This is a genomic window from Nocardia sp. GP40, assembly GCF_050434125.1.
GTDB classification, from domain to species: domain Bacteria; phylum Actinomycetota; class Actinomycetes; order Mycobacteriales; family Mycobacteriaceae; genus Nocardia; species Nocardia albiluteola.
Map to the genome: position 1 here is coordinate 221,952 of NZ_JBNPVW010000016.1, position 18,236 is coordinate 240,187.

Consider the following 18,236-nt stretch of genomic DNA (forward strand, 5'->3'; position numbering starts at 1 on the left):
CGACGGTGGAACTCCCGGGCCCCGTCGAGTTCAGGGTAACGAACCGGGCCGATCCGGCCCATCCTGCTGGGGTATACCGTGCCTCTCCTGCCGGGGTATACCTTCGGCGCGTACCCGCCGGTAGGACGACGGGCGGGTATCTCAGCTCTTGCCGGGCTCGGGCAGGTGATGGGGGGTGGAATTGAATTTCTCGGGCGATCCGCCCGCACGGACCATGCCGTCGATCGCGCTCCACGCCATCATCGTCAGGTGGTCGAGCATCGTGTCCGCCGACATGGCGCGGTTGCTGATCCACCAGTCCGTGGCCAACTGGACGCCGCCGACGAGCACATACGCGTAGAGCTCGACGCCCTCGGTCTCGACGCCGCGGCTGAACGCCTTGTCGCGCAGCACCGCGGCGACGATGTCGGCGAACAGCTTCTCGAAATCGGCGAGTGTGGATTTATCGGTGGACGAGCCGTATCCCATGATGAACCGGTACACGTCGGTATCGGCGTCCACGGTGTGCACATAGGCGGCCAGGGTATTGCGGACCAGCTGATATTCGTCGAGGTCGTTGCTGATGGCCTCGTAGATGCGGGGCATCAGGGTGGTCTCGATGAACCGCTCCATGGTGGCGCGGGTCAGATCGTTCTTGTCGGAGAAGTATCGGTAGAGAACGGTTTTGGACACGCCGATCTCGCCCGCGATCTCGTCCATGCCGACATCGCCGCCGCGCTTGCGGATCGCGGCCAGGGTGCCGTCGACCAATTCCTCGCGCCGGTCGATCTTGTGCTGATGCCAGCGCCGCTTGCGACCGTCCACCTGGCCAGTGCGCGCGGTGGACTCGAGGGCGGCTTCGGTGGACAGGGTGACTCCTCAGGTGGGGGCCGGGGCCACTCCAGCTTAGGGCCTGCGGATCGGCGGTGCTCCGACTTCGCCGAGGCCGCGTGTGTCGTCCCTGCCACGCACGCGCCGCAGGAGCCGCCTGCCGGGCCTGCCCTTAGGCTGGTGTGGCGAGCGGTTCCCCGACGAGCGGGTATCAGAATGGAAATATGGAGCAATCGCCCGGCAGCACCTCCCGCGCGGCCTCCCGCGAGGTCAATGCGGTGTCCACGGGGCCGGATCCGATGACGCGGGCCGTCCCCGGCAGGCCGTCTGCCCCACCCGCGGGTCCCCCCGGAACCAATGGATATCCGGGCCCGGCGCCGGCGCTCGCAGTGGGGAACAACACAGGCGAACCGCCCCGGCGCGAGCCGCCCACCTCGTTCGCGGACCTGATGGACGAGTCGGGCAAGCGCCGCGATCTGCGCCGGATGAAGCTCGTCGCGACCGGCTTCCTGGCCGCCGCGACGGTGGTCTATCTGGTGTGCTGCTGGATCGCCTCGCGCGGGTGGGGCGCGGGCTGGGTGGGGTACGTGCGCGCGGCGTCCGAGGCGGGCATGGTCGGCGCGCTCGCGGACTGGTTCGCGGTGACCGCGCTGTTCCGGCATCCGCTGGGACTGCCCATTCCGCACACCGCGATCATCCGCAAGAAGAAGGATCAGCTGGGGGAGAGCCTCGGCAATTTCGTGCGCACCAATTTCCTTTCGCCCGACACCGTTGTGGAGAAGGTGAATTCGGCGCAGATCTCGTTCCGGCTGGGTCGCTGGATGGCCGATGCGCAGCATGCGGCGCGGGTCTCGGAGGAATCCTCGACGATGCTGCGGGCGGTCATCGACGCGCTGCGCGACGAAGACGTCGAGCAGGTGATCGACCAGACCATCGTCAGGCGGATCGCCGAACCGCAGTGGGGTCCGCCGATCGGGCGGGTACTGTCCGAGCTACTGGCCGAGAACCGGCAGGCGCCGCTGCTGGATCTGCTGGCCGAACGTGCCCATCAGTGGGCGCTGGGCAGTCAGGAGACACTCGACCGGATCGTGCTGCGCGATGCGCCGTCGTGGGCGCCGAAATTCGCCAGCACCCTGCTGTCGGAGCGTATTTACCGGGAGTTGGTCGAATTTACCTGGAAGATCCGCTCGCAGCCCGACCACGAGGTGCGGCTGGCGGCCAATCGATTTCTGGACGAATTCGCCGACGATCTGCAGCACGACCCGGCCATGATCGCGAAAGCGGAACGGATCAAGGCTGAGATCATGGGCCGCGAGGAAATCACCGGAATGGCCCGGGCGACATGGCGCGCCGCGAAGCGGCTCATTCTGGAGTCCGCCGACGATCCGGACAGCACGCTACGCCGCAAGCTCACCGAGAACGTTCAGCAGCTCGGGCAGCGTTTGGTGAACGAACCGGAGATGCGAAACAAAGTGGACGCTTGGGTAGAAAGAGGCGTCCGATATCTGGTGTCGAACTACGGTTCCGAGATTGCGACCCTGATCAGCGATACCGTTGCGCGGTGGGATGCCGACGAGGCGAGTCGCAAGATCGAATTGCAGGCCGGACGGGATCTGCAATTCATTCGCATCAACGGAACCGTCGTCGGATCGCTGGCCGGGCTGGTGATCTACGCCGCGTCCCACCTGCTCTTCCCGGGAGCCTTGGGATAAGTGCTAACTGGGGTGCTTGCAATAGTTAGCACCCTGTTCTAGAATTGACCGCACAACCGCCGGAAGGTGAGCACTGCATGGCTCAGGAGCCCGAGGTTTCCGAACAGACCACCAACGGACCCGTGGAGACGTCCGCGGATCTCGGTGACAAGGTGGCCCGCGTAGCCAGCGCGGCCCACGACATCGGAAGCTTCATCCGGTCACAGCGAGAGGCCGCGCAAGTCTCGCTGCGACAGCTCGCGCAGCTGGCGGGGGTGAGCAATCCGTATCTCAGCCAGATCGAGCGCGGACTGCGAAACCCGTCCGCCGAGGTTCTCGCGCAGATCGCCAAGGGTCTGCGGGTCTCCTCGGAGGTCTTGTACATGCGGGCCGGGTACCTCGAACAGAGGCCGCACAGCCCGGTCCGGGACGCCCTGCTGACCGATTTGGAGATCACCGAACGGCAGAAGCAGGTGCTACTGGACATCTACGAATCGTTCCGCCGAGAAAACGCGGGGAACGACTTCGGAGGGGACGCAACGGAATCCGAATCCACAGGGGGCGTTCCCGGGGGAGACAGGGACAACGAGGTTCCGCGCACTACTGCCGAAGTTCCGCCACGCCAGGAGAACGAAACACTATGACCGAGCCCACCGCCACCGTAACCAAACCGCTCTACGCCACCGTCGGTGCCGGAGATGCCCTCTACACCGCCGTCAACGATCTGGTCGGCAAGGTGCGCGAGCGCACCGCCACCGTCGATGTCCACGGCCGGGTGGACGAGGCGCGCGAGCGCCTGGCCAACCTGCCCTCGGACGCCCAGGGGCAGTTCGAGTCGCTGCGTCACCGCCTCACGGGCCTGCCCGCCGAGCTGCCGGATGACCTGGCCGAGTTGCGTGAGAAGCTGACCTCCGAGGAGCTGCGCAAGCTCGTCGACCAGTACTACCACCAGCTGGTGGACCTCTACCAGGACCTGGCCGCGCGCGGTGAGGAGACCGTCGAACGCCTGCGCTCGAACCCCTCCTTCGGTGAGGGCTTCGACCGCGTCGAGGGCATCTACTCCGACGTCGTCACCCGCGCCGAGGACGTGTTCGGCAAGGTGTCCGAGCAGGCCCGCGGTCTGCTGGGCAACGGCGAGGAGGCCACCGAGGCCGAGGCGGCCCCGGTCGTCGACGCCGAGGTCGTGCAGGTGACCACCGAGGCCGCCCCCGTTGACGAGGTCGAGCCGGCGGCTCCCGCCAAGAAGGCCCCCGCGAAGAAGGCGCCGGCCAAGAAGGCCACCGCCGAGGTCAAGAAGTAACCGCTTCTCCGCATCACCGAAGGCCCCGCGCGCTGTCCGGCTGCGCGGGGGCTTCGCTCTATATCATTGAGGTGTGTCCTCCCTGTCCGGCCTTCTCTGGCTGCTGATTCAGCTCGCCGCGCTGGCGGCCTGCCTCTTCGCTCTCGTGCATGCCGTTCGGCAGCGTCGTGACGCATTCACCGCGGTGGACAAGCTCACCAAGCCGATCTGGGTCACGATCCTGGTCGTCGCCGCGCTCCTGCTGGGTTTACCGATGCTGCGCCTGTTCAGCCTGGGGATGATCGGGCTCATCGCGGGTGTGGTCGCCACCGGCGTGTACCTGGCTGACGTGCGACCCAAGGTGGACGAGATTCAGCGCGGTCCGCGCTGGTAGGTAAGCCGATTCGCATCGATCCGCGGATGTAGCGCCGGTCACACTCCCCGGCTCTGGCCAGTTCCTGATACTCCGAGTTACCGTATTTCTAGGTAACACACAAAGGAGTGTTCGGATGCATGCGATGCTGCCTGCCCGGATGACGGGTCTGCTCGATCTCGTCGGTGCCCTGCGGCGCGCGCGCCGCGCCGGGCTTCGCGCCAGGAACTACGCCGATGCCAGGTTCGATCCGCCGCGCGTAGCGCCCGTGGTCGTCCCGGTGATCACGTCCGACGGCGCCACCCTGCGAGTGCACTCGTACGGTCCGGAAAACGGCGACGTCATCGTGTTCGCGCACGGCTGGACGTGCTGCATCGAATACTGGAATCCGCAGATCAACGCCCTGGCGGGGCGCTATCGCGTCATCGCCTACGACCAGCGCGGGCACGGCGAGAGCGAGCTGGGCAACGTCCCGCTCGGCACCGATCTGCTGGCCGACGACCTGTCGGCTGTGCTGGATGCCGTCCTGCGGCCCGGGCAGCGGGCCGTGCTGGTCGGGCACAGCCTGGGCGGCATGACGATCCAGGCGTGGGCCGCGCGGACCCGCGTCCCCGTCTCCGAGCGCGCGGCAGCCGTGGTGCTCACCAACACCGCGGCGGGGGACCTGATCGCCGAGACCACCGTCATTCCTCCGCTGCGGCGGCTGCCGTTGCCGCTGCGGCTGCCCATCGGCCGGGCCATCCTGGGTGCGCCGGGGCCATTCCCGCCGATCGCGCCGGTGCGGTGGGGGTTCCGTCGCGGGGTCATGACCCTCGCGTCGACCGGCGATGTCGCGGACTTCGCGTTCAACATCGTGCGGGCCTGTCCCGGGACGGTGCGGGCCCGCTTCGGCGTGCTGCTCGCGGCGCTCGAGCTGGGCCGCGCGGCGGCCGGGCTGACCGTACCGACCACCGTCATCGCGGGTGAGAACGACGATCTGACCCCGGTCGTGCAGGCCGAGCGCATTGCCGCGATGCTGACCGGGGCCGGCGTGCTCGACCGGTTCGTGGTCCTGCCCACCGGGCATCTGGGCAATCTGGAGGCCGTCGAGGCGTTCAATGCCGAGCTGTCCCGGGTGCTGGCCACCGCGTTCACCGCCCAGCGGGCCACCGCGTAGGTCCATCCATGGTAATCCGCTGTGCGCCAGCGGGTTACGGGCAGGTGCTTGCTGCTCTCGCGTCGAGTTGCCGTGTTCGTCCGATCGTTCGCAATTCGTTACGGGGGAATCGGTATCTGCCGCGGGATCGGCGGCGATGTGTATTGCACAGGGCCCGGCTGTTGTCAGGGGGATGAATGTTGTTGCGGCGGAGTGGGTATTCGACCTCGGCGAGCTGCAGTGCCGACCGGTCGCCGTGGGATGTCTCAAAGGCGACGATGTCTCCGACCGGTCGGTTGCTTGCTTGCACTAGCAAGCGCTGCGGTTAGCGCGGTAGTGTGCGATTGGACACAAAGGAGTGCTCATGCTGGCAAAGCTGCCCAGGTCGGTGACCGGATTACTCTCCGCCGCCGACGCGCTGACCGAGACCCAACGCGCGCAGCTGCGCATCCGGACCTATCGGACCGCTTCGCTCAATGCCGACCCCGCACCCGAGGTCGTGCCGGTCGTCACCGCCGACGGTGCGCGCCTGCGGGTGCACGCCTACGGGCCCGAGCACGGGGAGGTGATCGTGCTGATCCACGGCTGGTCGTGCTGCATCGAATACTGGAATCAGCAGATCAACGCCTTCTCCGGCGAATACCGCGTGATCGCCTACGATCAGCGCGGCCACGGCGAAAGTGGGCTCGGCACGCGGAAATTCGGCCCGGACCAGATGGCCGACGATCTGTCCGAGGTGCTCGACGCGGTGCTGCGGCCCGGGCAGCGGGCGGTCCTGGTCGGTCACAGCATGGGCGGCATGACAATTCAGGCCTGGGCGCAGCTCTACGCGGATCAGGTGGTCCGCCGGGCGTCCGCGGTGCTGCTGGCGACCACCGCCGCGCGGCAGATTCCGGCCCGTGCCAAGGTCATTCCGGTTCTCGGTGACTTCCTCCCGACGCCGGTATGGCTGGCGCAGACCGTATTCGGCGCCCCGGTGCCGCTGCCGGGCCTGGCTCCGGCGCGCATGCTGTTCAAATCGCGCATCATGAGCCCCGAGACCGACTCGGACCGTGCGGATTTCAGCCTGTCCATCGTCCGCTCCTGCCGCCCCGGGGTGCGCGGCGCGGTCGCCCGCGATCTCGCCACGCTCGACCTCGGTACCGCGGCGGCCAGCATCACGGTGCCCACCAGCGTGATCGCCGGTGCGCAGGACAAGCTGCTGCCTCCGGTGCATTCGCGCGAAATCGCCGATCTGCTCGCCGGATCCGGCCACCTGGACCGTTTCACGGTGCTGCCCACGGGCCACCTGGTGAACATCGAGGCGCCCCGGGAATTCAATGCCGAACTGCATCGCATGATTCGCCTCGCGCGTCGGCGCGGGGCGGTTGCCAGCTAGCTCACCGAGCTAGCCGCGGGGGAGGACGGCGACACGGCCGGTGTCGTGTCGCTCGCCAAGGCCGGTCAAGGGCGCCCGGTCTTGGCCCCGCCGCTGCTGTGTCTTCTGCCTCTTACGAGAACACCACCGTGCGGCGGCCGTGCACCAGGACCCGGCCCTCGAGATGCCAGCGCAGCCCGCGGGCCAGCACGACGCGCTCGATGTCGCGGCCCTGGCGGACCATGTCGCGGACCTCGTCGCCGTGGTCGATGCGGATGACGTCCTGCTCGATGATCGGTCCCGCGTCCAACTCGGCGGTCACGTAGTGGCAGGTGGCGCCGATCAGCTTCACGCCCCGGGCGAACGCCTGGTGATACGGGCGGGCGCCGACGAACGAGGGCAGGAAGCTGTGGTGGATGTTGATCACCCGGCCCGACCAGTGGCCGCACAGCTCGGGGGGCATCACCTGCATGAATCGGGCCAGTACCACCGCATCCGGGTCGTGGGCGTCGACCAGTTCGCGCACCTGCTCGAAGGCCGGGCCGCGCTCGGCGGGATCCTTCGGGAACGGCACGTGGTGGAACGGCACCCCGTGCGCCCGGGTCATCTCGCCCAGGTCCGGGTGGTTGCTGATCACCGCCTCGATCGTCGCGGGCAGCTCGCCGGAGGCGGCGCGGCCCAGCAGGTCGTGCAGGCAGTGACCGTCCCGGCTGACCAGCAGCACCGCGCGGCGCCGGGCACCGGAATCGAGCAGCTGCCATTCGGTCTCGGGTCCCAGCTCCGCGGCCACCTCGGCGAACCGGGCGCGCAACTCGTCCAGGCCGAACGGAACCGTCGAGGCCGTGATCGCCTGCCGGGTGAAGAACCAGCCGGAGTCGATGTCGGAGTGGTACCCGGCCTCCATGATCGAACCCCCGAAGCCCGCGATGAACGAGGTGATCCGGGCGATGATGCCCGGACGGTCCGGACATCCCAGGGTCAGCACGAATCGCCGGTCATCGGAAGCAACATTCATGCCGGACATCCTCCCAGGTGGCGGCGCTGCCGGTCCGAGGGGATGGGGACAATCGTCAGACGCCGTAGAACGACTCGCAGTAGCGGAACCCGCCGGTGATGCCGGGCTCGTAGGCGGTCAGCGTGCGGACCTGGAAGTGGGAAGCCCAGCCGAGCAGGCCGACCAGCGGCTCGTCGAGGGCGTCGGCGGCGCCGAGCGCGGCGTGCATCAGGCCCGCGCCGACGCCCGTACCCTGCCGCTCGGGCAGCACGCCGATCGGGCCCAGCGCCAGCACCGGAAACGGGCCCACACCCGCGCGGGTGAGGCACACGTGCCCGACCACGCGCTCGTGGTCCTGCGCCACCAGCGACAGCGTCGGCATCCAGCCGGAATCGCTGCGCAGCCGATGGACCAGCGCGACCTCGGGCGGATCGGCCGAGGCGTCCGGGACCTCCGGCCGCGGGTCGGTGCCGTTCGCGTATTCGAGGGCGAAGGCGGCCCGATGGACCGCGTCGATCGCGGGGATGTCGCCGGGCCGTTCACGGCGGATCAGCACGGTGGCACACCTTCCGGGGAGGCTGCGGCTCGAGGTAAGGACACCGCCGTCATACCGACCACAACGAGTGTGCGGGACGAGCCGACGACGACGCAACGACATTCGGTCCGGGCACCGCCGGTGTGCCACACTCTGTGCTCATGGCTGACGTGCTCACCCGTGCGGACGTGGCGGCGATGATCGACCACACCCTCCTGGCACCGACCGCGACCCCGGACGAGGTCGCCGCGACCATCGCCGAGGCCCGCGAGCTGGGCGTCTTCGCGGTGTGCCTGTCGCCCTCGATGCTTCCGGTCCGCGCGCCCGGACTGGTGGTGGCCACCGTGGCCGGATTCCCGTCGGGCAAGCATCACTCGCTGGTCAAGGGCAGCGAGGCGCGCCTGGCTGTGGATCAGGGCGCGGCCGAGGTCGACATGGTCATCGATGTCGGCGCGGCGCTGGCCGGGGACTACAACGCCGTGCTGTCCGACATCGTCACCGTGCGCGAGGCGATCGGGGATCGGGCGCTGCTGAAGGTGATCATCGAGGCGGCGGCCCTGACCGACGAGGCGATCGTCGAGGCCTGCCGCGCCGCCGAGCGCGCCGGGGCTGATTTCGTCAAGACCTCCACGGGATTTCACCCCGCCGGCGGCGCGAGCGTGCACGCCGTGCGGCTCATGGCGCAGACCGTCGGCGGGCGCCTGGGCATCAAGGCCAGCGGCGGCATCCGGACCGCCGAGGCCGCGGCGGAGCTGATCGGCGCGGGCGCGACCCGGCTCGGCCTCTCGGGCTCTCGCGCTGTGCTGCAAGGCTTTCCGGAGTAGTCGCCGGCTCAGCAGGTGGTCGGGACCGGGGCGTTGGGGTCGCCCTGCAGGGTGAACGCGCCGCCGGAGAGCTTCACGTCGATGCCGGTGTTGGTGATGCTCAGCTGCGTCGGGCGCATGTTCAGGGGGTAGCTCTGCAGGCCCTGGGACATCGTCTTGACGATGCCGGAGACCAGATCGGTGGGAACCCCGAAACCGAGCACGGCCGCGTTGGCGGCGTCGATCTGGATCTGGTTGCCCACGATGTGCGGCCGCAGCTGCAGATCGGCCAGGCCGCCGAGCACCTTCACATCCAGCGTGCCCGCGCCCGGATTCGACTGCACGCCCGAGACCGGCCCGTTGAGGGTCTGCGCGATGCCGTCGTCGCTCCAGACCACATCGGCGCTGGAACTGCCGACGGTGGCGTTGGCGCCCTGCTGGGTGATGTTGTTGAGTGTGGCGTGCACCTTCATGCCGACGGCGGGACCGAACTGCGCGTCGTCGCTGTCGACGGTGAGCGATCCGACCTTGTGATCGAGGCTGGTGATCAGCAACGGCTTCCAGCCGAAGTGCACGGAAACCTTGGAGCCCAGGCTCTTGTGGAGCTGGGTGGCAATGCAGTCCGAATAGTGTTTGCGCGCCCAGGATTCCAGCCCGGCCGCGGTACCCGCGATGGCCAGGACGATGACGAGTCCGACGATCAGCACGATCCGGCGCGCCCGCCCGCGCCGCGGCGCCGCTCCGATCCTGGTGTCTGGCATGGTCATGGCACCGATCCTTCCCGAACTTTCTGAGCTCGCTCTGTGGGATGGATGAAGATCCCGGCCGAAAGCGCGCCGGAATGACGTGTCTGGGATATATCGCCCCCAATGCTCGATTGTGGCATACCGCACATTTTCCCGGCGTAGCCTGAATCGCATGTCCAGGGAAGCGCGTGCCGCCGGCGACGGTGGCGGCGGCATGCGTAACCGTGGCGGGCCGCGGGCGCGGCGCCGATCGGATCTCGGCGGCCGGGAACGGGATCCAGAGCAATTGTGGTCGGTGCTGCGCGGGATCGCGGCGCGGCACGCCGGGTATTTCACCACCCGCGCGGTGGTCCGCGCGGAATGCGAGGATCTGATTCGCGGCGCGCTCGCCGATGGCACGGTGACCCGGGCCGGGGTGGGGCTCATGCGCCTGGCCGACTGGCCGGTGGGCCCGCTGGACGAGTACGCGATGTGGTCGGCGTGGTTCGACGGCGCGGCCGCGGTCTCGCATCACAGCGCGGCAGAGCTGCACGGGCTGGGCCGGCTGCGGCCGCGATTCGTGCACATGTCCGCGAGTATCGGGCGGTTGCCCAGCGCGCCGGGACTGGTGGTGGTGCGGCGGGCGCTGCGCCGCGAGGAGGTCGAATCGGCTGGGGCCTTCCTGGTCACGACGCCGGTGCGGACCGTGCTGGACCTGGCCGAATCGGGTATCGGGCAGATCGCGCTGGACGAGGTGGTCGCCGACGCGGTCGCCATCCGGCGCTGTGCGGGCGAGGCGATCCGCGTCGCGGCGGATTCGATGCCGTCCCATGTCGCGGCCCGGGTGCGCCGGTCGCTTGCCCGCGCCTGATCCCGCCGCGCTCTCGGCGCTGTTCCAGAGCCGGGTTATCGCAGCTGGACGCGAGGGACCACATGCTGGAGCGATGGGCTCTCAGGATCCGTTGGGGGACACCACATCCCAGGGGACCGACAGGACGCAGTCGCGCATCCGGCGTCGATAACGATGGACCGGGAAACCGTTCTCGCGCAACAATTTCGCCGCCTCTCGCCAGCGCACGCGCGGGCCGTACGGTGCCAGCGGGGCGGCGTGCGCCCAGGCGCGGTCGGCGGCGGTGAGCAGTGCGTGGATGGGTTCGCCGGGAATGTTGCGGTGTATCAACACCTTCGGCAGGCGTTCGGCGACGTCGGAGGGGCGGTCGACGGTGAACGGATCCCAGGCCAGCGTGAGCGAGCGCGGACCTGAACGATCCAGCAGCACCCAGGCGCAGCGGCGGCCCAGCTCGTCGCAGGTGCCCTCGATCAGCAGTCCGTCGGGCGCGAGGCCGCCCAGGATCGTCGACCACGACTGTCCCACAGCGTCTTCCGGGTACTGCCGCAGCACGTTGAACGCGCGCACCAGCACCGGGCGCAGTCCCGCGAGTTCGAAGCCGCCGCGTGCGAACCGCACCCCGTCCCGGCCGGGTACGACACGGCCGGGATCGATCTCCAGCCCGACCACCCGCACGTCGGGGCGCACCCGCCGCAGCCGCGTCGCCAGTTCCAGCGTCGTTACCGGACTGGCGCCGTAACCCAGGTCGACGACCAGCGGATCCGGGCTTTCCCGCAGCCGCGTGCGGACCAGCTCGTCGTGCATCAGCCAGCGGTCACTGCGCCGCAACCGGTTGATCCCGGTGGTCCCTCGGGTGATCGCGCCGACCGGTCTACCGGTGCCGTTCAGTCGGTCGGGTTCTGCTCGTCCAGCCATTGCTTGGTGAATTCGGCCTCGGCGCGCAGCAGATCGATGAAGTTGATGAGGATCAGTTGTTCCAGCCGCGGGCCCAGCAGCGGCATGGACACCTTGGCCGTCGGGGAGGAGCGCAGCGTGCAGCCGGTCTCGGTGGGGAACAGGTGCAGCTTGCCGCTCATCGTGCCGGTGGGCCCGGTCGGGATGGTGGCCGACATCTCGCCGACGACCTCGGGGCCGTATGGGCCGTACTTCTCGGTGCGGGTGATGACCATGTCCCTGCGCATCACCGTCTGGGCCAGGTCCGGCAGCAGGTGACGCGGCACCACGTGCTCGAGCTCCACCGCGACGCCGGTGTCGCCGGCCTCCAGCGCGACCACCTCATTGGGGGAGTACTCGCGCATCTTCGCCATCCGCGCGTCCCAGTAGGCGCGGTCCGACAGCGCCGAGTACACCTCCTTGGTGGTGTGCAGCGGGTAGCGGGCGGAGTAGTGGAGTCGGCGGGCCATGGGCGTAGGTTACTGGCCGCTCAGCGGTTTGCGATCCAGGTGCCGGTGAATTCCGCCTCATTTGTGAGGAGTTCCTGCAATCTCTCGGCAACCGCCTTCTCGATCTTCTTGCCGAAGAGCGGGATGGTGACCTCGACGCTGCCGTCCATCACCACCCGGGAGTGTGTTTGGTCACCTGTCAGGGTGACCGTGCCCTGCGCGGTGGCGGGAGCGTCCTGCACGTGGGCCTCGAAGACGCCGGACAGGCCGTTGTAGGTCTCGGTGCGCGGGATGATCAGGCCGCCGGGGCGCACCGAGGTGATCGCGGCGGGCAGCTCCTCGGCCGGAATGGTGTGCACGGTCGAGATCCGCAGCTGGTCCTCGCCGATCTTCTCGAACGACTCCAGGCGCGCACCCGGACCGCCGACCTCGGCGATGCGGTCCTTCCAATACTGCTCATCCGCCAGCGCCGCACGGACGGCGTCGGTCGAATATGCGTAGTTCGCAGTGAACGCGAGGGGTGTAGCCATGGTCGAACAGGCTACCGTTTGTGGCTGTGCGTACTTCTGAGGTGGTGCCGGGCGAGGGCGGCGAGCGCACGCTCGCCGCGGCCGAACTGCTGGCCGCAACCGGTGCGCGGGTGCGGAACTCGGTCCCGCTGGCCGGGCTGACGACGTTGCGGGTGGGTGGCCCGGCGACCGTCGCCGAGTGCACGAGCACCGAGTCTCTGGTGGCGACCGTGCGCGCGCTGGATGCCGCCGGGGTGCCGGTGCTGCTGCTGGCGGGCGGATCGAACCTGCTGATCGCCGACTCCGGATTCGACGGGGTCGTGGTGAGGATCACTACCGGTGCGGTCGAGCTCGGTGCGGATCGGGTGCTGGCCGAGGCGGGTGCGGACTGGGACGCGGTGGTGGCCGCGACCGTCGCCGCCGGGCTGGGCGGGCTGGAATGCCTGTCGGGCATACCGGGTTCGGCGGGCGCGACGCCGGTGCAGAACGTTGGAGCCTACGGCGTGGAGGTGGCGCAGCTGCTGCGGCGGGTGCGGCTGCTGGACCGGGCGTCCGGTGAAATCCACTGGGCCACACCGGACGAACTCGGATTCGGGTATCGCACCTCCGCGCTCAAGCACACCGACCGGGCCGTCGTGCTGGCCGTGGAATTCGCCCTGCATCCGGACGGGTCGAGCGCGCCCCTGAACTATCGCGAACTCGCCGCCACCCTCGATGCGGTCGAGGGGCAGACCCGTCCGGCCGCGCGGGTGCGCGAGGCGGTGCTGCGGCTGCGCGCCGGCAAGGGCATGGTGCTGGATCCCGAGGATCACGACACCTGGAGCGCGGGGTCCTTCTTCACGAACCCGGTCGTGCCCGCCGCACGGGTGGACGACGTGCGGTCGGCCATCGCCGCACAAGTGGGTGATGTCACAATCCCCACCTACCCGGCCGCCGAGGGGGTCAAGTTCTCCGCGGGCTGGCTGATCGAAAGGGCGGGATTCGGCAAGGGTTTCCCGGACCCGGACGCGCCCGCGCGGCTCTCGACAAAGCACACGCTGGCGCTGACGAATCGGGGCTCGGCCGGGGCCGCGGACCTGGTGGCGCTGGCCCGCACCGTGCGCGACGGCGTCGAGGAGCGATTCGGAATCAGCCTGGAACCCGAACCGGTGACGGTGGGCGTGACGATCTGACACCGCACTCTGCGAGTGGCGGCAACCACGGTCTTCGGCGGCCGGGGCGTCGCGGTTGCGCGGTACATTCGAGCTGGTGAGCATTCGAAGAGTCACCAGCCGCCGGGCCGCACTGGTCGGTATGGCTCAGCTGGCGGCCGCGGCGTTCGTGGCCGGATGTTCGAACGGCAGCGGCGGTGGCGGCGCGCCCGCGGCGGAGGGGCCGGTCGTGAAGGTCACCTTCGAGCCCGATGCAGGTAGCGCGGACGTCAACCCGATCACCCCGGTCTCGGTGCGGGTCGCGGACGGCACCATCGGCCAGGTCACGCTGACCAATGCCGCGGGCAAGCAGATCACCGGCACGCTCTCGGCGGACCGGACGAGTTTCCGGGTCACCGAGCCGCTCGGGTACGGCGCCAGCTACACCTGGGCAGGCACCGCGACCGGCACCGACAACAAGCCCGTCCCGATCGAGGGCACCTTCACCACGATCTCCCCGAAGAAGACCGTGCCCGCCACGATCAACATCGGCGACGGCCAGGAGGTCGGCATCGCCGCGCCGATCATCGTGCAGTTCAAGAGCCATGTGGCGAACAAGGCCGCCGCGGAGAAGGCGTTCACCGTCACCACGAATCCGCCCACCGAGGGCGGCTGGGCCTGGCTGCCGGACGACAACGGCTCGCGCGCGCACTGGCGCCCGAAGGAGTACTGGGCCCCCGGCACCACGGTCGATTTCGCGGCCGGGCTGTACGGGCTCGACCTGGGCGCGGGCGAGTACGGCGATTCGGATATGACCTCGTCGTTCAAGATCGGCCGCAGCCAGATCGTCAAGGGCGCCGCGGCCACCCATCGCGTGCAGGTGTATCGCGAGGGCACCGTGCTGTTCGACTTCCCGTGCAGTTACGGCGAGGGTAACGAGACGCGCAACGTGACGCGCTCGGGCATCCACGTGGTCACCGAGAAGTACGAGGACTTCACGATGTCGAATCCGCCCTTCTACACCAACGCTCGCGAGCGCTGGGCCGTACGCATCTCCAACAACGGCGAATTCATTCACGCCAACCCGATGTCGGCTGGCGCACAAGGCAATTCGAACGTCACCAACGGCTGCATCAACCTCAGCACCGAGAACGCGGAGGCATACTTTCCCACCGCCTTGTACGGGGATCCGGTCGAGGTGACCGGCACCCGGATCGCGCTGTCGGCCGCCGACGGCGACATCTACGACTGGACCATCGACTGGGACACCTGGACAACGATGTCGGCGTTGCACGGCGAGCCGGCGCCCGTCGTCTCGGCGACGCCCGTACCGCCGGGCCCGCCCAGCGGGAACTGAGCCGGGTCCCGGCGGTGCCGCCTCAGGCGGTGGTCTGCCGCTTCGGCAGCTTCCAGCCCGGGCGGGGGAAGTGGCAGGTGTATCCGTCCGGATAGCGCTCGAGGTAGTCCTGGTGCTCGGGTTCGGCCTGCCAGAATTCGCTCGCCGGAGTCACCTCGGTGACGACCTTTCCCGGCCACAGGCGCGAGTCCTCGACGTCGAGGATGGTCTCGTTCGCGACGCGCTGCTGGTCGGCATCGAGGTAGAAGATGGCCGATCGGTAGCTGGTCCCGATGTCGTTGCCCTGGCGATCCTTGGTCGTCGGGTCGTGGATCTGGAAGAAGAACTCCAGCAGAACCCGGTAGCTCGTCACGGCGGGGTCGTAGACGATCTCCACGGCCTCGGCGTGACCGGGGTGATTGCGGTAGGTGGGACGGTCGTTGAGCCCACCGGTGTAGCCGACCCGTGTCGATACCACTCCCGGTTGTTTGCGGATCAGATCCTGCATTCCCCAGAAGCATCCACCGGCCAGGATCGCGGTCTTCGTCTCGGACATACCTCTCCTTCGTCGACGGTCTTCCACATCCAGTGAACACCCCTTTTGACCGGGAAAGTCCCCGCCTACCCTGACGTCATACTTCGGTCATCCCTGTCGAGGGGAACCGTCAGCCGCTAGAGCCGACATCCGGCCGCTCGGATCATCCATTGGCGGGTTGTTCCGTCCGTGACCGGCAGGGTGGCGTCGCCGGCGAATCGGCCCGGAATCGAGGTGGTTCGGCATTCGCGCCCGCACCACCTCGGCGCAGCGGGAAGCTACGGGCGGAAGTCGTCCGCGTGGTCGACGGCCCACTCGGCGAACGATTGCGCCGGATGTCCGGTCACCTTCGCGACGATGGTCGAAATCGGCGCCGGGACACCGTCGTTTGCGGCCCACATCCGAATCAGGTTGTCGGCCAGGAATTCCGGCAGCCGCGCGGCGAGATCTGCGCGCGCCTGCTCGGGCGTGACCGTCTCGATCCGGATCGGGCGCCCGGTGGCCTCGCCGATGAGCTCGAATTGCCGTTGCAGGGGCAGGGATTCGGATCCGTAGAGGGTGAAGGCCTGGTGCGAGATGCCCGGTTCGGTGAGTGCGGTGACCGCGAGCGCGGCGATGTCCCGCTCGGGGACGGGGGCGGTGTGAGCGTTCGGATAGGGCAGGCGAACAACGCCTTCGGTGCGAATCTGCGCGCCCCACCACCACGGGATGTTGGTGGCGAAGATGCCCGGCCTGACAAAGGTCCAGTCCAGGCTCGAGCGTTCCAGGGCCAGCTCGACCGTCCGGTGCAGGCGGCCGATCGGGTTGTGCTCGGCATCGGGGCCCACCACCGACACCGACGACAGCAGGGCCACGTGCCGGACCCCGGCGGATTCGGCCGCCTTCACGAAGTCCGCGCCGCCGTCGAGCGTCGCGTACAGGAACACGGTGTCGGCGCCGGCCAGCGCCTCGGGCAGCGTCTCGGGCCGCTCGAGGTCCGCCACGGCGACCTGCACCCCGGAACCGAAGTCCGCCTTCGGATCCCTGCTGACGGCCCGGACCTGCTCACCGGCCGCCAGCAGACCCGTGACGACGTGGCGGCCCACGTTTCCGCGCGCGCCGAAGACAACAGCAACCATGATCGAGAACTCCTCACGAACTCGCACACCCAACGGGATGAACGGCACTGCGTTTGCGAGGTATTCCCGTGCGCGAGATTTCGCGCCTGTCCGCTGCGTGATCGGATGCTCGTCGAGCGGAATGCCCGGCGTGGTACGCGATCAGCTCCGGCGGGCGAAGCGGCCGGGCCCGGCCTGGTCGCGCGGCTTGACCACGATGGTGTCCAGGTCGACGTGCGGCGGGCGGCTCGCGACGAACCCGATGATCTCGGCGATGTCCTGCGCGACAAGCGGATCGATACCCTCGTAGACTTTCGCGGCGCGCTCGGCGTCGCCGCCGAAGCGGACCAGCGAGAATTCGGTTTCGACCGCGCCGGGCGCGATTTCGGTGAGGCGGACCGGCTGTCCGAGCAGCTCGCCGCGCAGCGTCCGGTGCAGCACGCCCTGCGCGTGCTTGGCCGAGGTGTAGCCCGCGCCGTTGTCGTAGGTCTCCATCGCGGCCACCGAGGTGACGGTGACGATCAGCCCGTCGCCCGACGCGATCAGCTTCGGCAGCAGCCCCCTGGTCACCCGCAGCGTGCCCAGCACATTGGTTTCCCACATCCAGCGCCAGTCGTCCAGGTCGGCCTCGGCCACCGGCGCCAGCCCCTTGGCCCCGCCGGCGTTGTTGATCAGCACCTCGGCGGATTCGATCGCATCGCAGAACGCGCGTACCGACTCCTCGTCGGTCACGTCCAGCGCCAGCGCGGTGCCGCCGATCTCCTGCGCCAGCTTCTCGAGCCGATCGACCCGCCGCGCCCCCACGACGACGTGATACCCCTGTTCGGCCAGTTCGCGGGCGGTGGCCTCGCCTATCCCCGAACTGGCCCCGGTCACGACGGCGGTACGAGTACTCATGCCTCCACCTCGCTGGCGCTCGGCTCCGGCACGAGCACTCTTGTGGCTGTGTTGTTTGACCGCTCGCTGCGCTCGCTCATGGGCGTAGCTTAGGTGCCCCGGTCCGCCCGGACGGCGCTCGGCCCGTGTCGCGGGGCCGCCGCGCTCGGCCCGCGACCGCCCCGGGACGGGTTGCGATGGCGAGCATTCCGGCGGCCTGGGGGTAGACGAGGTAGTGCAGCGGTTGGGTCAGGGGCATGGACAGGGTCATGGAGACGGCATAGCTCGCCAGGAGTGCGGCCGTCGCGGCCGCGGTGGGGCGCGAGCGTATGCCGGTGAGCAGGGCGATGGCGAGACCGGATTCGGCGATCGTCGCGGCGACCGCGAGAGGCAGGGCGAATCCGCCGGGCAGGAATGCGGTCACCTGACGCGTGTACGAGACGAAGTGCGCGAAGTCGCCCCATGCCACGCCCGGACTGCCGGGCCCGCCGAGCAGGCCGAAACGGTCGGCGAGCACGGCCAGGAACTCGAGACCGACCACGACTCGCACGGCGACGATCGGCCACCGCCGGTATCCGGACGCCGCCACCACCGTGAACAGAGTCAGGAGCACCAGTCCGAGCGCGTCGGTACCGGGCGAGCGATGCCACCACACGGCATTGGCGAGCGACCACGCCGCCTGACCGATGAGCGTGAGCAGGAACAGCGTGGATGTGGAACGCTTCATGCCCGGAAGGAGGGGCGGGCCGGCGGCGGCGTTCCACGGCGAGAAGTGACATGGATCTCGGGAACCTTCCGGACCGTCGGCCGATCCTTCGA

The 18,236-nt window shown here is 68.9% G+C and carries 21 protein-coding genes; 10 read left to right on the top strand and 11 right to left on the bottom strand.

The annotated features are described in order from the left end of the window. Positions 1-141 precede the first annotated feature (141 nt). A complete protein-coding gene (locus ABH933_RS37120; RefSeq protein WP_308166305.1) occupies positions 142-804 on the bottom strand; it encodes a TetR/AcrR family transcriptional regulator in 663 nt (220 codons plus the stop codon). A gap of 455 nt (positions 805-1,259) precedes the next feature. Here ABH933_RS37120 and ABH933_RS37125 point away from each other — a divergent pair, with 455 nt between their 5' ends. From ABH933_RS37125 to ABH933_RS37150, 6 genes are all read left to right on the top strand, one after another. Continuing rightward, a complete protein-coding gene (locus tag ABH933_RS37125) occupies positions 1,260-2,522 on the top strand; it encodes a DUF445 domain-containing protein (protein ID WP_429424821.1) in 1,263 nt (420 codons plus the stop codon). 77 nt (positions 2,523-2,599) lie between these two features. Continuing rightward, complete coding sequence (locus ABH933_RS37130; RefSeq protein ID WP_245400259.1) at positions 2,600-3,145, top strand: helix-turn-helix domain-containing protein; 546 nt, start codon at positions 2,600-2,602, stop codon at positions 3,143-3,145. Then, positions 3,142-3,801, top strand: a complete 660-nt coding sequence (locus ABH933_RS37135; protein WP_429424700.1) for a heparin-binding hemagglutinin — start codon at positions 3,142-3,144, stop codon at positions 3,799-3,801. Before ABH933_RS37130 ends, ABH933_RS37135 begins: the two co-directional genes overlap by 4 nt. A 73-nt stretch (positions 3,802-3,874) precedes the next feature. Next, positions 3,875-4,174 (top strand): DUF2516 family protein, encoded by a 300-nt coding sequence (locus ABH933_RS37140; RefSeq protein ID WP_429424702.1) that lies wholly within the window; start codon positions 3,875-3,877, stop codon positions 4,172-4,174. 115 nt (positions 4,175-4,289) lie between these two features. Then, entirely contained in the window at positions 4,290-5,309 is a 1,020-nt protein-coding gene (locus ABH933_RS37145; protein ID WP_429424704.1) for an alpha/beta fold hydrolase, read from the top strand. Between the two features lie 343 nt (positions 5,310-5,652). Next, entirely contained in the window at positions 5,653-6,666 is a 1,014-nt protein-coding gene (locus tag ABH933_RS37150) for an alpha/beta fold hydrolase (RefSeq protein WP_429424706.1), read from the top strand. Between the two features lie 112 nt (positions 6,667-6,778). Here the strand turns inward: ABH933_RS37150 and purU are convergent, their stop codons facing one another. Together purU and ABH933_RS37160 are read right to left on the bottom strand one after the other, a co-directional pair. Continuing rightward, positions 6,779-7,660 carry a formyltetrahydrofolate deformylase gene (gene purU, locus ABH933_RS37155; protein ID WP_215915572.1) on the bottom strand — a complete coding sequence of 294 codons (882 nt, stop codon included), beginning with the start codon at positions 7,658-7,660 and terminating at the stop codon, positions 6,779-6,781. Positions 7,661-7,715: 55 nt separating this feature from the next. Next, positions 7,716-8,195 carry a GNAT family N-acetyltransferase gene (locus ABH933_RS37160; protein ID WP_429424709.1) on the bottom strand — a complete coding sequence of 160 codons (480 nt, stop codon included), beginning with the start codon at positions 8,193-8,195 and terminating at the stop codon, positions 7,716-7,718. Between the two features lie 140 nt (positions 8,196-8,335). On the opposite strand from ABH933_RS37160, the gene deoC reads away from it, so the two are divergent. After that, positions 8,336-8,998: a deoxyribose-phosphate aldolase gene (gene deoC / locus ABH933_RS37165; RefSeq protein WP_429424711.1), complete on the top strand. Its 663-nt coding sequence runs from the start codon at positions 8,336-8,338 to the stop codon at positions 8,996-8,998. 8 nt (positions 8,999-9,006) lie between these two features. Here deoC and ABH933_RS37170 read toward each other — a convergent pair whose 3' ends face one another. Then, on the bottom strand, positions 9,007-9,744 hold the full coding sequence (locus ABH933_RS37170) for an LmeA family phospholipid-binding protein (protein WP_429424713.1): 738 nt from the start codon (positions 9,742-9,744) through the stop codon (positions 9,007-9,009). A gap of 151 nt (positions 9,745-9,895) precedes the next feature. Between ABH933_RS37170 and ABH933_RS37175 the strand changes: the two genes are divergently transcribed. Further along, positions 9,896-10,573 (top strand): hypothetical protein, encoded by a 678-nt coding sequence (locus ABH933_RS37175; RefSeq protein ID WP_429424714.1) that lies wholly within the window; start codon positions 9,896-9,898, stop codon positions 10,571-10,573. 81 nt (positions 10,574-10,654) lie between these two features. Here ABH933_RS37175 and ABH933_RS37180 read toward each other — a convergent pair whose 3' ends face one another. The 3 genes from ABH933_RS37180 to ABH933_RS37190 are packed head-to-tail and all read right to left on the bottom strand — an operon-like array spanning position 10,655 to position 12,464. Beyond that, positions 10,655-11,467 carry a class I SAM-dependent methyltransferase gene (locus ABH933_RS37180; protein WP_429424716.1) on the bottom strand — a complete coding sequence of 271 codons (813 nt, stop codon included), beginning with the start codon at positions 11,465-11,467 and terminating at the stop codon, positions 10,655-10,657. Next, positions 11,437-11,955, bottom strand: a complete 519-nt coding sequence (locus tag ABH933_RS37185) for a DUF2505 domain-containing protein (RefSeq protein ID WP_429424718.1) — start codon at positions 11,953-11,955, stop codon at positions 11,437-11,439. The genes ABH933_RS37180 and ABH933_RS37185 overlap by 31 nt, the downstream gene beginning before the upstream one ends. Positions 11,956-11,975: 20 nt before the next feature. Then, positions 11,976-12,464: a DUF2505 domain-containing protein gene (locus ABH933_RS37190; protein ID WP_429424720.1), complete on the bottom strand. Its 489-nt coding sequence runs from the start codon at positions 12,462-12,464 to the stop codon at positions 11,976-11,978. Positions 12,465-12,550: 86 nt separating this feature from the next. Between ABH933_RS37190 and ABH933_RS37195 the strand changes: the two genes are divergently transcribed. After that, positions 12,551-13,615 (top strand): UDP-N-acetylmuramate dehydrogenase, encoded by a 1,065-nt coding sequence (locus ABH933_RS37195; protein WP_429424823.1) that lies wholly within the window; start codon positions 12,551-12,553, stop codon positions 13,613-13,615. A 121-nt stretch (positions 13,616-13,736) separates the two neighbouring features. Next, positions 13,737-14,930 carry a L,D-transpeptidase gene (locus tag ABH933_RS37200; protein ID WP_429424825.1) on the top strand — a complete coding sequence of 398 codons (1,194 nt, stop codon included), beginning with the start codon at positions 13,737-13,739 and terminating at the stop codon, positions 14,928-14,930. Positions 14,931-14,952: 22 nt separating this feature from the next. Here ABH933_RS37200 and msrA read toward each other — a convergent pair whose 3' ends face one another. From msrA to ABH933_RS37220, 4 genes are all read right to left on the bottom strand, one after another. After that, positions 14,953-15,465 carry a peptide-methionine (S)-S-oxide reductase MsrA gene (msrA, locus tag ABH933_RS37205; protein WP_429424722.1) on the bottom strand — a complete coding sequence of 171 codons (513 nt, stop codon included), beginning with the start codon at positions 15,463-15,465 and terminating at the stop codon, positions 14,953-14,955. 257 nt (positions 15,466-15,722) lie between these two features. After that, positions 15,723-16,562 (bottom strand): NAD(P)H-binding protein, encoded by an 840-nt coding sequence (locus ABH933_RS37210; RefSeq protein ID WP_429424724.1) that lies wholly within the window; start codon positions 16,560-16,562, stop codon positions 15,723-15,725. 141 nt (positions 16,563-16,703) lie between these two features. Continuing rightward, the gene (locus ABH933_RS37215) at positions 16,704-17,438 is read right to left on the bottom strand and encodes an SDR family NAD(P)-dependent oxidoreductase (protein WP_215915580.1); all 735 of its coding nucleotides are present in this window, start codon (positions 17,436-17,438) and stop codon (positions 16,704-16,706) included. A gap of 76 nt (positions 17,439-17,514) precedes the next feature. Continuing rightward, positions 17,515-18,144, bottom strand: a complete 630-nt coding sequence (locus ABH933_RS37220; RefSeq protein WP_429424726.1) for a hypothetical protein — start codon at positions 18,142-18,144, stop codon at positions 17,515-17,517. Between the last annotated feature and the right edge of the window lie 92 nt (positions 18,145-18,236).

Coding starts and splice junctions, on each gene's coding strand:
- ABH933_RS37190 (WP_429424720.1), bottom strand. CDS start 12,464: ATGGCTACACCCCTCGCGTTCACTGCGAACTACGCATATTCGACCGAC.
- purU (WP_215915572.1), bottom strand. CDS start 7,660: ATGAATGTTGCTTCCGATGACCGGCGATTCGTGCTGACCCTGGGATGT.
- ABH933_RS37220 (WP_429424726.1), bottom strand. CDS start 18,144: ATGAAGCGTTCCACATCCACGCTGTTCCTGCTCACGCTCATCGGTCAG.
- ABH933_RS37130 (WP_245400259.1), top strand. CDS start 2,600: ATGGCTCAGGAGCCCGAGGTTTCCGAACAGACCACCAACGGACCCGTG.
- msrA (WP_429424722.1), bottom strand. CDS start 15,465: ATGTCCGAGACGAAGACCGCGATCCTGGCCGGTGGATGCTTCTGGGGA.
- ABH933_RS37175 (WP_429424714.1), top strand. CDS start 9,896: ATGTCCAGGGAAGCGCGTGCCGCCGGCGACGGTGGCGGCGGCATGCGT.
- deoC (WP_429424711.1), top strand. CDS start 8,336: ATGGCTGACGTGCTCACCCGTGCGGACGTGGCGGCGATGATCGACCAC.
- ABH933_RS37135 (WP_429424700.1), top strand. CDS start 3,142: ATGACCGAGCCCACCGCCACCGTAACCAAACCGCTCTACGCCACCGTC.
- ABH933_RS37180 (WP_429424716.1), bottom strand. CDS start 11,467: ATGGCTGGACGAGCAGAACCCGACCGACTGAACGGCACCGGTAGACCG.
- ABH933_RS37145 (WP_429424704.1), top strand. CDS start 4,290: ATGCATGCGATGCTGCCTGCCCGGATGACGGGTCTGCTCGATCTCGTC.
- ABH933_RS37170 (WP_429424713.1), bottom strand. CDS start 9,744: ATGACCATGCCAGACACCAGGATCGGAGCGGCGCCGCGGCGCGGGCGG.
- ABH933_RS37125 (WP_429424821.1), top strand. CDS start 1,260: ATGGACGAGTCGGGCAAGCGCCGCGATCTGCGCCGGATGAAGCTCGTC.
- ABH933_RS37200 (WP_429424825.1), top strand. CDS start 13,737: ATGGCTCAGCTGGCGGCCGCGGCGTTCGTGGCCGGATGTTCGAACGGC.
- ABH933_RS37150 (WP_429424706.1), top strand. CDS start 5,653: ATGCTGGCAAAGCTGCCCAGGTCGGTGACCGGATTACTCTCCGCCGCC.
- ABH933_RS37210 (WP_429424724.1), bottom strand. CDS start 16,562: ATGGTTGCTGTTGTCTTCGGCGCGCGCGGAAACGTGGGCCGCCACGTC.
- ABH933_RS37215 (WP_215915580.1), bottom strand. CDS start 17,438: ATGAGTACTCGTACCGCCGTCGTGACCGGGGCCAGTTCGGGGATAGGC.
- ABH933_RS37185 (WP_429424718.1), bottom strand. CDS start 11,955: ATGGCCCGCCGACTCCACTACTCCGCCCGCTACCCGCTGCACACCACC.